12 protein-coding genes are annotated in these 12,951 nt (G+C 59.7%); 8 read left to right on the forward strand and 4 right to left on the reverse strand.

Translation table 11 applies throughout. The features are described 5' to 3' along the window. Positions 1-133 precede the first annotated feature (133 nt). The 5 genes from FHT73_RS20500 (at position 134) to FHT73_RS20520 (ending at position 5,983) form a co-directional block, all read left to right on the forward strand. Positions 134-2,449 (forward strand): EAL domain-containing protein, encoded by a 2,316-nt coding sequence (locus FHT73_RS20500; protein ID WP_183714330.1) that lies wholly within the window; start codon positions 134-136, stop codon positions 2,447-2,449. A 230-nt stretch (positions 2,450-2,679) separates the two neighbouring features. Next, complete coding sequence (locus FHT73_RS20505) at positions 2,680-2,904, forward strand: aa3-type cytochrome c oxidase subunit IV (protein ID WP_041677669.1); 225 nt, start codon at positions 2,680-2,682, stop codon at positions 2,902-2,904. Positions 2,905-3,014: 110 nt separating this feature from the next. Next, the gene (locus tag FHT73_RS20510) at positions 3,015-4,178 is read left to right on the forward strand and encodes a Re/Si-specific NAD(P)(+) transhydrogenase subunit alpha (protein WP_183714333.1); all 1,164 of its coding nucleotides are present in this window, start codon (positions 3,015-3,017) and stop codon (positions 4,176-4,178) included. Position 4,179: 1 nt separating this feature from the next. Continuing rightward, the gene (locus FHT73_RS20515; RefSeq protein WP_112400689.1) at positions 4,180-4,578 is read left to right on the forward strand and encodes a proton-translocating transhydrogenase family protein; all 399 of its coding nucleotides are present in this window, start codon (positions 4,180-4,182) and stop codon (positions 4,576-4,578) included. A gap of 10 nt (positions 4,579-4,588) precedes the next feature. After that, positions 4,589-5,983: an NAD(P)(+) transhydrogenase (Re/Si-specific) subunit beta gene (locus tag FHT73_RS20520; protein WP_183714735.1), complete on the forward strand. Its 1,395-nt coding sequence runs from the start codon at positions 4,589-4,591 to the stop codon at positions 5,981-5,983. Between the two features lie 138 nt (positions 5,984-6,121). Here FHT73_RS20520 and FHT73_RS20525 read toward each other — a convergent pair whose 3' ends face one another. The 4 genes from FHT73_RS20525 to rpsU all read right to left on the reverse strand — a co-directional run bounded on the left by FHT73_RS20525 (position 6,122) and on the right by rpsU (position 10,492). Beyond that, on the reverse strand, positions 6,122-7,777 hold the full coding sequence (locus FHT73_RS20525; RefSeq protein ID WP_183714336.1) for a sensor histidine kinase: 1,656 nt from the start codon (positions 7,775-7,777) through the stop codon (positions 6,122-6,124). A 251-nt stretch (positions 7,778-8,028) separates the two neighbouring features. After that, positions 8,029-9,099: an FAD-binding oxidoreductase gene (locus tag FHT73_RS20530; RefSeq protein WP_183714339.1), complete on the reverse strand. Its 1,071-nt coding sequence runs from the start codon at positions 9,097-9,099 to the stop codon at positions 8,029-8,031. A 167-nt stretch (positions 9,100-9,266) separates the two neighbouring features. Continuing rightward, a complete protein-coding gene (locus FHT73_RS20535; RefSeq protein WP_183714342.1) occupies positions 9,267-10,142 on the reverse strand; it encodes a tetratricopeptide repeat protein in 876 nt (291 codons plus the stop codon). A 137-nt stretch (positions 10,143-10,279) separates the two neighbouring features. After that, on the reverse strand, positions 10,280-10,492 hold the full coding sequence (rpsU, locus tag FHT73_RS20540) for a 30S ribosomal protein S21 (protein ID WP_004117638.1): 213 nt from the start codon (positions 10,490-10,492) through the stop codon (positions 10,280-10,282). Positions 10,493-10,835: 343 nt separating this feature from the next. Between rpsU and FHT73_RS20545 the strand changes: the two genes are divergently transcribed. The 3 genes from FHT73_RS20545 (at position 10,836) to FHT73_RS20555 (ending at position 12,948) form a co-directional block, all read left to right on the forward strand. Further along, positions 10,836-11,114: a hypothetical protein gene (locus FHT73_RS20545; protein WP_183714345.1), complete on the forward strand. Its 279-nt coding sequence runs from the start codon at positions 10,836-10,838 to the stop codon at positions 11,112-11,114. 161 nt (positions 11,115-11,275) lie between these two features. Next, complete coding sequence (locus FHT73_RS20550) at positions 11,276-12,529, forward strand: sarcosine oxidase subunit beta family protein (RefSeq protein ID WP_112335159.1); 1,254 nt, start codon at positions 11,276-11,278, stop codon at positions 12,527-12,529. Next, positions 12,529-12,948, forward strand: coding sequence for a hypothetical protein (locus tag FHT73_RS20555; protein ID WP_183714347.1), 420 nt, complete (start codon positions 12,529-12,531; stop codon positions 12,946-12,948). Before FHT73_RS20550 ends, FHT73_RS20555 begins: the two co-directional genes overlap by 1 nt. The last annotated feature ends 3 nt before the right edge of the window (positions 12,949-12,951 follow it).

Genomic DNA, 12,951 nt, shown 5'->3' on the forward strand with positions numbered 1-12,951 from the left:
TGATGCTGGGCACAGTCGAGTTTCCATTTAAACTGCCGCTTTGAGTGGAAAATCTTTCCGGACGGGCCCAGTTCGGGCAAGTAAATTTTAAAGGGTTTCCACTACGGTGTCCGCCGCATCAGGGGAAGTCTGAATGAAGCCTCCAAGCCCGGACACCGTGCCGACGGATATTTATCTGTCGTTTGTCAGTTCGCTTTTCGGAAACCGGAAAACGCTCGTTACAGGCGTATTCGTTCATATCCTCATATATGTCCTCGTTTTTCTGAGCACATATGCCGGCATCTATCTGGCCTTTTGCGTGGCGTTTGCCGTCGTCTTCGGCTTACGGATCAATTTTTTCCGGCAGTTCGACGCAGCCGACAAGAATGGCTTTACGCGCGCCGATATAGCCAGCTGGGAAACACGTTATGTCGTCGGCGCCGCGGCCACCGCCGCCATTCTTGGCATCGGAAGCGGCTATGCCATCCTCGTCCTGCGCGATCCGCCGGCGGAATTCATCTGCGTCGCCGTCACCATGGCGTCCATGGTGTCGATCGTCGGCCGTAACTACGGCTCAACTCGTGCGGTCGATCTTCAGATTCTAGCCTGCTGCGTGCCGATTGTCATTGCCTGCCTGCTGTCGCAGGAACTCTACAAGGGAATCGCCTCCCTCATGCTCATCCCGTTCGGGCTGACGACGCGTGCGATGGCAAAGGGCATGCGCGAATTCCTCTACAGGAACATCGTCGCCTCCCGCGAGATATCGTTGATGGCCGACAGGTTCGACACCGCGCTCAACAACATGCCCCACGGGCTGTTCATGCTGGACGCCCAGAACCGGATTCTGATCGTCAATCGCAAAGCCTGCGAGCTCCTCAATTTTGCCGATCCGCAGCGGCTCAAGGACTGCGAGTTTGACGTCGTTCTACGTTATGGCGCCCGTCACGCCTTCATCGACGGATCGCTTCCCGGGCTCATTCAGCGGCAGTTGGCCCAACTCGTCAGCGGCACGCTTTCCCGAACCCTCATTCAATTCAATGAGGATCAGTTTCTGGAATTTTCGGCCAGCCGGCGTGCCGATGGGATCGTCATCCTGATCTTTGAAGACGTGACGGTGCGTATTCGCGCTGAACGCAAGATCCTGCATATGGTGCGGTACGACCCTTTGACCGGGCTACCGAATCGTGAATATTTCGTGGACCAGGTCAAGGAAAAGCTGGCTGCGCGCAATCGGGAAAGCCGCATCGGCATCCTTGTTCTGGATATCGACGATTTCAAGCATGTCAACGATACCAAGGGGCATGTTGCCGGGGACCGTCTGCTGGTTGCCGTAGCCGAGCGTTTGAAGGCGCTTGCCGGCACGACAGCGCTTGTCGCTCGTCTCGTCGGCGATCAATTCGTGCTGTTCTTTCCGAATGAGGACGATGTTCCGGATATCGATGGCCGCATCCGCGCCCTGCATGCGGCAATGGCCGGCACCTATGATGCGGAGGATAGCAGCTTTCGGGTTTCCGTCAGTGGCGGGTATATGACCATGCCCGGCCGGGAATTTCGCCCAGAGGAGTGGCAGATCAAGGTCGATCTCGCGCTCTTCGAGGCAAAATCACGGATGAAGGGCGGCTGTAGTGCCTTCGAGCAGGAGATGGACGCACGCTATGTCGAGCGGCAGACGCTGAAGGACGACCTGCGCGAGGCGGTGGAGGCCGGCAGGCTTCAAGCCGTCTACCAACCGATGTACACGCCGGATGGCTCCCGCATCGAATGCTGCGAGGCGCTCGCGCGCTGGATTCACCCGGAAAAGGGCTCAATTCCGCCCGATCTTTTCGTACAGCTTGCCGAGGAGATGGGCATCGTTGCCGGCATCACTCGCTTCATGGTCGATCGTGCTTGCAAAGATTGTGCTTCATGGCCTGCGCCACTCGCCGTTTCAGTCAATCTCTCGGCGCAGGATCTGCGCAATGACGAGATTGTCAAAATCGTGATCGCGGCGCTCGAGACGTCGGGACTTGAACCCTCCCGCCTTCATCTCGAAGTTACCGAAAGCTGCCTGATGGACGAGGTAGCAACCGTACGCTCCATTCTCGCGGATTTCCGGGCTAGGGGTATCACAATCGCGATCGACGATTTCGGAACGGGATTTTCCAGCCTCAGTTACCTCGATACGCTACCGGTGGATGTCGTGAAGATCGACCGGTCTTTCGTTCGCGATATCACGACGGATAGCCGACGTTTCAAGCTGCTATGCGGCATCGTCGATCTCTCCCGCGCCCTCAGCCTGAATGTCGTGATCGAAGGTGTCGAGACGCTGGAGCAGCTGGCATTGGTCGTCGAGCGGAACCTAGCGGATATCATCCAGGGCTATGTATTTTCCCCTCCGATAGCGCCAGAGCAAGTCGCCGAGAAGGTCGCCAGCCTCGACAGACGGCGGCTGGGAGCCGGCAGGCTCTTCTCGCCCGAGGTCGTCCGATAGCCGGCGGCGGCGCTGTGGTCCGCAGGCATTTGGAATCCTCCGTCAATTCGATCGGCCTGCGCCATCTGCGACCTTCTCGTGCATTGCATTTTTCCTCGCTTTGTGTAACGCCTCGGTAGAGGAAAATTGGTTGCGATATCTCTCTTACAAGATATTGCAACTTTTGAGGATGAACTCCGGCCGGCAGTCTAGATCATCTGTCGGGGAGAGGATTGAGGGGAGATTTCTGAATGGCCGAACATCACACTGGACCTGCTGAAGTGGGTGCTCCCATGGACTACAAGGAGCATGAGAAGACCTACAATCTTTTCATCTCGGGCGCCAAGGTCGGGTCTGCGATCGTTGCCGCATTGTTGATCGCCATGGCGGCCGGTTTCTTTGGCCATGCCGGTTTCCTCGGCGGCGTCCTCATATTCATCGTTCTGACCATCGCCAGCGTCGTCCTGTTGCGCTGATATAACAGCGCTGACAGATGGCGGGCCGATCTCCCGCGCTTTCCCATGATTCTGCAGGCTACAGCGCCGCCGCATCCAGGAGCCGCGCCGTCTGATGCGAGGTGTCGTCATTGAGCAATCTGGTTTTCGTGGCCAAGGAAAGCGTGGCGGAGGAGACGCGTGTTGCGGCTTCCGTTGAAACGGTAAAGAAGATGCGGAGCCTCGGTTTCGACGTGGTGGTCGAGGCGGGCGCAGGCGCCTTGTCGCGTATCCTGGATGCCGAATATGAAGCCGTCGGTGCGCGGATCGGCTCCATCAAGGATGCGAAGGCCGCCGATGTTGTGCTCAAGGTCAGGCGGCCGACGAGCAAGGAGATTTCCGGTTACAAGAACGGCGCCATCGTCATCGCCATCATGGATCCTTATGGCAATGAGGCAGCTCTTGCCGAGATGGCGCGTCGCGGGCTGACGAGTTTCGCCATGGAGTTGATGCCGCGCATCACCCGTGCGCAGTCGATGGACGTCCTGTCGTCGCAGGCAAACCTCGCCGGCTATCAGGCCGTGATCGAGGCTGCAGCCGTCTATGATCGGGCGCTGCCGATGATGATGACGGCGGCTGGCACCGTGCCGGCGGCGAAAGTGTTCGTCATGGGGGCAGGGGTTGCCGGCCTGCAAGCGATTGCGACCGGGCGGCGTCTCGGCGCACAGGTCTCGGCGACCGACGTTCGTCCGGCTGCGAAGGAACAGGTCGCCTCGCTCGGAGCAAAATTCATCGCGGTCGAGGACGAGGAATTCAAGGCGGCGGAGACCGCCGGCGGCTATGCCAAGGAAATGTCGAAGGAGTATCAGGCGAAGCAGGCAGCTCTCGTCGCCGATCATATCGCCAAACAGGACATCATCATTACCACGGCGCTGATCCCCGGACGGCCGGCGCCGCGCCTTATCAGCCGCGACATGCTGAAGGCGATGCGTCCCGGCGCCGTGGCCGTCGACCTCGCGGTCGAACGCGGCGGCAATATCGAAGGCGCTGAGTATGGCAAGGTCGCCGAGGTCGAAGGCGTCCGCGTGGTCGGCTATCCCAACATGGCCGGCCGGATCGCGGCCAGCGCATCGGCTCTCTATGCGAAGAACCTCGTCACCTTTCTGGAGACGATGGTCGACAAGGACACGAAGAGCCTCGCCGTCAACCGGACCGATGAACTGATCAAGGCGACGATGCTGACCGATGGCGGCGAGGTCGTGAACCCGAACTTCGTCGATCCCGACCAGCCGACGATCAAGAAGGGAGATCTCTGAGATGGCCAGTCAAGCGATGGATCAGGCACTGCAGCAACTGCATGATGCCGTTAACGCCGTCACGACCGCCGCAGCGCAGGCCCCGGAGACTGTGAGCGCGGCAACAGGCGGAGCAATCGATCCCTTCGTCTTCCAGTTCGCGATTTTCGTGCTGGCGATCTTTGTCGGCTACTATGTCGTATGGTCGGTGACGCCGGCCCTGCATACGCCGCTGATGGCGGTCACGAACGCCATCTCCTCGGTCATCGTCGTCGGTGCGCTGCTGGCCGTGGGCATCTCCGCGAGCGGTCTCGCCACCGGCTTCGGTTTCGTGGCGCTGGTTCTCGTTTCGGTCAATATCGTCGGCGGCTTCCTTGTCACCCAGCGCATGCTGGCGATGTACAAGAAGAAGGACAAGTGAGGGCGGCATGCTGAGCAATATCGCGGCTTTCCTCTATCTCGTCTCCGGTGTGCTCTTCATCCTGGCGCTGCGCGGGCTATCGCATCCGGCCACCAGCCGGCGCGGCAATCTCTACGGTATGATCGGCATGGGCATTGCCATTGTCACCACGCTTGTGCTGGCGACGCCATCCTTCGGCGGCTTCGTGCTGATCATCCTTGGCCTTGCCATCGGCGGCGGTGCGGGCGCCTATATCGCCCGTGTCATTCCGATGACCTCGATGCCGCAGCTCGTGGCAGGTTTCCATTCGCTGGTCGGTCTTGCGGCTGTCCTCGTCGCTGCTTCGGCGCTCTATACGCCATCCTCCTTCGGCATCGGCGAGATCGGGTACATTCACACCGAGGCTCGCATCGAGATGGCGATCGGTGTAGCGATCGGCGCGCTGACCTTCACCGGCTCGATCATCGCCTTCCTGAAACTCGACGGGCGCATGTCCGGCAAGCCGATCCTGCTGCCGAACCGGCATGTCATCAATGCTGCTCTGCTCGTACTCATCGTGTTCTTCATCATCAGCTTGGCGGCGAGCGAGAGCCATTTCGCTTTTTGGGCTGTCGTGCTGCTGTCGCTGGCGCTGGGCGTACTTCTGATCGTGCCGATCGGCGGCGCCGATATGCCCGTCGTCGTGTCGATGCTGAATTCCTATTCCGGCTGGGCGGCGGCCGGTATCGGCTTCACGCTCGGTAATCTCGCGCTCATCATCACCGGCGCGCTTGTGGGATCCTCGGGCGCGATCCTGTCCTACATCATGTGCAAGGGCATGAACCGCTCCTTCATCTCCGTCATTCTCGGTGGTTTCGGCGGCGAGGCGGTCTCGGGCGGAGCTGATAATTCCGATAAGACCGTGAAGCTCGGCTCGGCCGAGGATGCCGCATATCTGATGGCGAATGCCTCCAAGGTCATCATCGTGCCCGGTTACGGCATGGCGGTGGCGCAGGCCCAGCATGCGCTGCGCGAAATGGCTGATAGGCTGAAGGCACATGGCGTCGAGGTCAAATATGCCATTCATCCCGTTGCCGGCCGCATGCCGGGCCATATGAACGTGCTGCTCGCCGAAGCCAACGTGCCCTATGATGAAGTCTTCGAGCTTGAGGACATCAATTCGGAATTCGCCCAGGCCGATGTCGCCTATGTCATCGGCGCCAACGACGTCACCAATCCGGCGGCGCGAGACGACAAGACCTCGCCGATCTATGGCATGCCGATCCTCGATGTCGACAAGGCGAAGACCTGCCTTTTCGTCAAGCGTTCGCTGGGCTCCGGCTATGCCGGCATCGACAACACGCTGTTCTATAAGGATGGCACGATGATGCTTCTGGGCGACGCCAAGAAGGTGACCGAGGACATCGTCAAGGCAATGAACGAGTAGGCTGCCGCTGCGCCCGCAAGGGCGGTGTTTCCGCTCTTAGAGCCGTTCAGCTTTTCACGGAATCTCTGAACCGCTCTATCTCTTTGTTGCCTCGCAATTCCGGACGGAAAACCGCTGCGCACTTTTCCTGGAATTGCTCTAGGTCCTTTGACGCTCCATCATGTTGCGCGGTGCAGTCAGTATCCAGACAAGTCCGGTCGGACGGAAATCGACCTCGACATGGCCGCTGAAGGATGCCGCGGCATGGGTTTTCGTGACGGTGGTGCCGAAGCCGGTCGCGCTGGGCGGTTTGACCGTGGGACCGCCGGTTTCGCTCCAGACGAAGCGGATCATGGTGCCGGTTTCAGCGACCTCGTTCGTCCATTCGATGGTGATCTTGCCCTCCGGCGCAGAAAGCGCACCATATTTGACCGAATTGGTGGCAAGCTCGTGCAGGATCAGGCCGAGATTCTGCACCGCCTCCGGCTTCAAGAGGAAATCGTTGCCGAGGACGTCGAGCTGCTGAGGTCCCTGCAGGAAGGTCGCGAGATGAATGTCGATCACGCGGCGCAGCGACACGCCGGACCATTGTTCGCTGGTCAGCACCTCGATCGAGCGTGCCAGGCCTTCCAGGCGGTCGGCGACTGCCCGCTGGAAGGTATCGACGCTGTCCGTCTGCCGTGCGAGCTGGCGCGTCATCGCCTGGGCGAGTGCCAACAGATTCTTGGTGCGGTGGACAAGTTCGTGCATGACGAAATGCAGCCGGTCCTCCGTGACGCTGCGGTCGAAGGATGCGTTGGAAAGCGCAATGGCCACCTGGTTTGCCTCGATAACGCTGGTGTCAACGGGCGACACGATTTCGCCTCGACCCATGCGGTCTGCCATGTCGGCTATACTCTGGATGGTCGTGCGCACCTGGCGCGCCAGCGCATAGACGGCGATCAGCGCGATCAGCAGCAGCGTCACCCCGCCATAGATCAGGAATCGCCAGGTGCTCATCAGCGACTGCTGTGCGGATGCTATCGGTCCCCAGACGACGGCCTTCCAGGACCAGCCGGAGATCTGGGCATAGCCGAGCACCGCATTCGGGAGGGTCTTTTCATCCTGGTAGACACCGCTCGATGCGATCAGTTTCGGCAGAATATCCTTGTTGAACGTGTCTCCCGGAGCAAGGGTCGTCGGGCCGCCAGCGGCAACGACATGGCCGGATTTATCCACAACCGCTGCGGACCAGCCGGGCGGCAGGGCTTGCGTCGTCACGAGCTTGGCGAGCTCGTCGGCATCCTGGGTTACCGCCAAAGCGGCGCCGGCTGGCGAATGTTCGAGGGGCAGGGTGACGTTATAGACCCAGCGGCGGGCGTTAGGTCCCATGAAGACGTCGGATGCCTCGATGCGCCCGGAGTTCAGCGCCGATTGCAGCGCTGCGATGTTACCGGTCTTGCCGAGTGGTTTTCCAAGCGGCCAGCGAGTATTCAGCCGGAGCTGGCCATCCTTTTCCATGAGCAGCACGAAGAGCGAATCAGTGCGCAGGACCGTTTCCGTGCGGGCGAAGAAGGTGGCAATGTCGTTGCGTTCGAGTTCCGGCGAGGAAGACAGGAGACGCAATGTCGTCGCCATGTCCTGCAATTGGCGATCGATGACGCGCGAAAGCGCCTGCGCATCCTGAACGGTGTCACCCTTCAGCACATCGCGCTCATTATTTTCGAGCTGAACCAAAAGCAGCGCGACGAAGGCGAGAATGGGCAAGGCAATCGCCAGAGCGATTGCGATCAGATAGGCACCAATCGACGCTTTCGGAAAATGCGGCTTTCTCATGAAGCGATCAACCGATCGTGCCTCGATGAGGATACGACGCGCCGGCAAACGCAAATAGAATGGTATTGGTCATCATGCCAAGCGCCCCCGTGCCCCGATCCGAGCTACATGCTCCAGAAGCGCCATGTTAGGGCTCGGTAATTTTCCTTGCAACATCTGAAAAGTCATTATTGCGAAATCGTAAGCGATCTCGGGTATTTACGACTGTGGCAACGCATCCCTGCAGTTGCGCTGACTGCCTCATTCTCAAGCTAGGAAAAGCGAGAGAGTCGGAACGGCGCAAGCTCGTGTGCTTCGCTGCCATCGACGATTTCCTGCGCGGCGAGCAGGCCGACGAGCGGTGCGAGCGTAACGCCGGAATGCAGAACCGCGAGGTAGAGGCCGGGTGCCGCACCGGTGCTACCCAAGATCGGCAGGCCGTCTTTCGGCGTCGGGCGATAACCGACGGTGTGGAAATCGAGCTCCAGCGCCTCGCCGCCTTTCAATGTTGCTCTGACCTTGGCGAAGAGCGCGTCGGCAGCCGCTTGAGGATTATCGCCGGGATCGGTACCGCCGAAGTCGCCGCCGGCTATGATTCGTCCTTCTGCCGTTTGGCGCAGATGCAGTTCCGGTGCCATCACCAAGCCGTTCAACATTTTCCCTACGGGTCGGGAATGGACGATGAGCCCCGGAGGTGTTTCAAGCGGCACGAGAATATCCGCCGAGGCGGCAAGTGCTGCCGTGCCTGCACCGGCAGCCAGAACGACATGATCGACGTGCATCGGCCCTTCGCTCGTTTCGATACCGACGATCCGCTCGCCCTGCCTCAGCAGACCTTTGACTTCGACACTGGATGACAGGATCGCTCCCCGACGGCGGGCATCTTCGAGCAGCAGTTTGGCGGCCGCAACGGGTTCGACCGCGCCTTCTTCCGCGACGTGCAGAGCATAGTCGGGCGGATTGGCCAGATTCGGTTCGAGCATCGCACTCGTCGCCCGGTTGACCGGCTGTATGCCATAGCCCCAGCCATGGTGCTGCGCCGCATAGGCGTCCAGCTCCGGCTCGGGAAGATCCCAGCTGAGGCCACCGCACCAGGATAGAGGCATGTCAGGTAGATCTGTCTTCAGTCTCGACCACTCGGCCATCGAGCGATGACGGACACGGAAGTAGAATTCTGGATTGCCCCAGCTGGCATTGATCCAGGCGAAGGAGTTCGGGGTGGCAACGCCGCCGGTCTGCTGTGCGACCACCGTTACCGATGCCCCCCTGCGGCACAGATGCCAGGCGATGGAAGCCCCGATGATACCGGCGCCGATGACGATGATTTTCTGCGGGGAGGGCATGTCTTTGTCTCGCTTGAACGGATGAGCCCGAGACTACAGCATGTCGCGCAAAAGTGGGCAGCGGTTTTTGCGATAACGACATGCGCAAAATCGAAGACCAGGGCAAAGAAAAGCCGCCGGGCAGGGATTGCCGGCGGCTGGATATCTTTACTGCGATATGCCCCGTGTCAGGCGCCGGCGCCGACGCGAGCCAGGCCGTCTCTGGCCGGCTGATAGTTGGGATCGAGGTTGACCGCGTGCTGATAGGAGCGGCGGGCTTTCGCCTTGTCGCCTTTTCGCTCATAGACGAATGCCTGGTTTGCCCAGGATTCGGCGAGCTTGTTGTTCAGCTCGATCGCATGGTTGAAATCGGCAAACGCGTTGTCGTCGTCGTTCTGGGCAAGATAGGAGATGCCGCGGCTGTTGTAAGGTTCCGGCGAGTTCGGCGATAGCGAGATCGCCTTGGAGAAATCGTCGATCGCCTTATCCTGCTGATTGCGCTTCTGGTAGATCACGCCTCGGCCGTTATAGGCGCGGCCGTCCGTCGTCCCGAGGCTGATGGCCTTCGAATAATCGTTGAAGGCGTCGTTGTCGCGGCCGGACTGACGGTAGAGGTTGCCGCGGCCGATATAGGCGACGTCGTAGTTCGAGTTGATCTGCAGCGCAGCATTATAGTCAGCGACCGCTTCCGGCAGCTTGCCCATGTTGCGATAGATGAGCGCGCGGTTGGCATAGGCCTGGTAGAATTTCGGATTAAGCTGGATCGCTTGATTGAAATCGCTAAGAGCGCGATTGAAATCGCCGCCGCGGCCATAGGCCGTGCCGCGCACATTGTAGCCTTCCGGATCCTGCGGATTGGCATTGATGACTGACGTCAGCGAGGCGATATTTTCGGACGAGCCCTGAGCCTTGTCGATCTGGATCACATTATCTGTCGTAGCCGTCTGGCAGCCGGAAAGGCTGATCGCGGCAAGTATCGCCAAAGCAGGCAGCACCGCGGCGCGCTTCGAAACGGGTAATGAGAGGTTCGAAGTGCGGAACTTTACGGAAGTCGTCATTGCCATTATCGGGTTCGCTTTCCCCATGCGTCATATCAGGCTGTTCTGATTTAATCCGATTTGCGTAGAGAATAAATCAAAAAGGCGGCGGCGAACGACTCGCCCCCGCCACACATGCATCTGAAAACGTCGAAAAAAGGAGATTACTTGGCAACAAGGCCTTCGCGCTGAGCGCGCTTGCGAGCAAGCTTGCGAACGCGACGAACAGCTTCAGCCTTCTCGCGAGCACGCTTCTGCGACGGCTTTTCGTAGTAGTCGCGCATCTTCATTTCGCGGAAAATACCTTCGCGCTGCATCTTCTTCTTGAGAGCGCGGAGAGCCTGGTCGACATTGTTATCGCGGACAAGTACCTGCACGAGAATCACGTTCCTTTGGTTTGGTTGATGCCAGCGGCGACGGCAGCGCCAGGAGGCAAAAATATAACGTTCGCGCGGCCACAGCCTTGCGATTGGGAGGCGGGATAGCAGATCGGTTTGTCAAAGTCTAGCCAGATCGTGAGTTTGCAGAGGAAAAAGCTAGTTGTCGAGGGTTGAATTGAGCCGGCGATACCTGCTGCGCTTTCACGAAGGCGCTTGAAAGAGGGATTGGCAGATCCCGATCTTTGCGACACTGACATGCTTATGTGAGCATTTCGGATCAGAATCATTCGTGAGCTGCGGGGGATTCGAGCAGCCGTCCGAAACGAGAGGGAATCACTTTATGCGATCGCATCGCTTTATCGCTGTTGGGAAAGCGCTTGCTGCGCTCGCGCTCAGCCTTGTAGTACTCACTGCGGTGTTTGCGCCTGCCACAGCCGGCGAAGTGCGTTTTGGTAAGAATGTACGCATCGGTGGCCATGATTTTTCCAATCAGACCTACGACAGCAAACATCGTGCGAGAATTTATCTCTACAATGGAAAGCCGCGAAAAGAGGGATGCGTCTGGCGCAAGGACGGTCATGGCGGGCGCGTGAAGGTCTGCCATCTGCAGCGCAAATAATCGGCTAAGAGGTCGTAAGCGGGGCAGGCGGGAAGGCGGCAATCTTAACCGTGTCGAAAGACGGTCCTGAATGCGTCGCAAAAGAGCCGTTGTGTCGGTTTTTGATTTGCGATTTGTATGACCCAGAAAAAGGGCGTCTTGCCTGAAGGAGTTGAGGGCGAATGCGTAAATACTCGGTTTTTGCCGTGGCACGGGAAGCGATGCGGGCTCACAAGGGCTGGGAGGCTCAATGGACCTCGCCGGAGCCGCGCAAGGAGTATGACGTCATCATCGTCGGTGGCGGCGGTCATGGCCTGGGTGCGGCCTACTATCTCGCCAAGGAGCACGGCATCACCAATGTCGCGGTGATCGAAAAGGGCTGGCTCGGCGGCGGCAATACCGGCCGTAACACGACCATCATCCGCTCGAACTATCTCTATGAAGAGAGCATGCACATCTACGAGCATTCGATGAAGCTCTGGGAAGGGCTGTCTCAGGATCTCAATTACAATGTCATGTATTCGCCGCGCGGCGTGATGATGCTGTCGCACAATGTGCATGACCAGCAGTCCTTCAAGCGTCACATCCACGCCAACCGTCTCTATGGCATCGACAATGAATGGCTGACGCCCGAGCAAGCCAAGGCATATTGCCCGCCGCTCGATATTTCGAAGACGGCGCGCTATCCGATCAACGGTGCCGCCCTGCAGCGTCGCGGCGGCACGGCGCGCCACGATGCGGTCGCCTGGGGCTTTGCGCGCGCCGCTTCCGATCGCGGCGTGCACATCATCCAGAATTGCGAAGTGACCGGCATTCGCCGCGGGCCTGATGGCCGCGTCACCGGCGTCGACACGAGCAAGGGCTTCATCGGCGCCAAGAAGATCGGCGTGTCCGCAGCCGGCCACACCACCGTCGTCATGCAGATGGCCGGCGTGCGCGTGCCGCTGCAATCGAGCCCGCTGCAGGCGTTGGTCTCCGAGCCGCTGAAGCCGATCTTCCCCTGCGTCGTCATGTCGAACACGGTGCACGCCTATATCTCGCAGTCCGACAAGGGCGAGCTCGTCATCGGCGCCGGCACGGATCAATATAATTCATACAGCCAGACCGGCGGCCTGCAGATCATCACCCATACGCTGGATGCGATCTGCGAGCTCTTCCCGATGTTTCGCCGCGTGAAAATGATGCGCTCCTGGGGCGGTATCGTCGACAATACGCCGGATCGTTCGGCAATCCAGTCGAAGACGCCGGTGCCCGGGCTCTATGTCAATTGCGGCTGGGGCACGGGCGGTTTCAAGGCGACGCCGGGTTCGGCCAATCTCTTTGCCCATCTGATTGCCCGCGACGAGCCGCATAAGTTCAATGCCGGCCTGACGCTGGATCGCTTCCGCACCGGCCGCCTGATCGATGAGGCGGCGGCAGCCGCCGTGGCACACTGATGTCGGCCGCGGTCGGGATCGTTCTTGCCGCAGGGCTTTCCCTGCCGGTCGGAGCGATCGCGACTGAAGTCAGCGATCTTATTCCGGGGGTCAAGGATTTTCGCATGCAGGTGATCCACAAGGCAAAGAACGAGGCCGACTGGCCCTTCGTGGCTGAAAGCGGTGTGATTGCCTGCGCCAAGGTGCTGAACAAGCCGACGGTCTATTTCGTGCCGGACCAGACGCCCGAGGCGACGAGGGCGTTTGCGATCGACACCGATCTGCTGGGCATGAGCCTGGTCAATCTGGGGATGACCAACGTGCTGAAGCCCTATGGATCGCTGGAGGCGCTGCTGAAGCGCATAACACCTTTCGTCATCATGGGGCGGCAGCTTTGCGCGCAGCCTCCCGGCACAAGCCTTACAGGCTCCGAGCTTTAACAC

Source organism: Rhizobium sp. BK098 (genome assembly GCF_014193155.1).
Lineage (GTDB): Bacteria > Pseudomonadota > Alphaproteobacteria > Rhizobiales > Rhizobiaceae > Rhizobium.

Bases quoted from the DNA above. Each gene is read 5' to 3' on its own strand.
- FHT73_RS20525 (WP_183714336.1), bottom strand. From the start codon at position 7,777: ATGAGAAAGCCGCATTTTCCGAAAGCGTCGATTGGTGCCTATCTGATC.
- FHT73_RS20505 (WP_041677669.1), top strand. From the start codon at position 2,680: ATGGCCGAACATCACACTGGACCTGCTGAAGTGGGTGCTCCCATGGAC.
- FHT73_RS20515 (WP_112400689.1), top strand. From the start codon at position 4,180: ATGGCCAGTCAAGCGATGGATCAGGCACTGCAGCAACTGCATGATGCC.
- FHT73_RS20535 (WP_183714342.1), bottom strand. From the start codon at position 10,142: ATGGCAATGACGACTTCCGTAAAGTTCCGCACTTCGAACCTCTCATTA.
- FHT73_RS20500 (WP_183714330.1), top strand. From the start codon at position 134: ATGAAGCCTCCAAGCCCGGACACCGTGCCGACGGATATTTATCTGTCG.
- FHT73_RS20545 (WP_183714345.1), top strand. From the start codon at position 10,836: ATGCGATCGCATCGCTTTATCGCTGTTGGGAAAGCGCTTGCTGCGCTC.
- FHT73_RS20530 (WP_183714339.1), bottom strand. From the start codon at position 9,099: ATGCCCTCCCCGCAGAAAATCATCGTCATCGGCGCCGGTATCATCGGG.
- FHT73_RS20555 (WP_183714347.1), top strand. From the start codon at position 12,529: ATGTCGGCCGCGGTCGGGATCGTTCTTGCCGCAGGGCTTTCCCTGCCG.
- FHT73_RS20550 (WP_112335159.1), top strand. From the start codon at position 11,276: ATGCGTAAATACTCGGTTTTTGCCGTGGCACGGGAAGCGATGCGGGCT.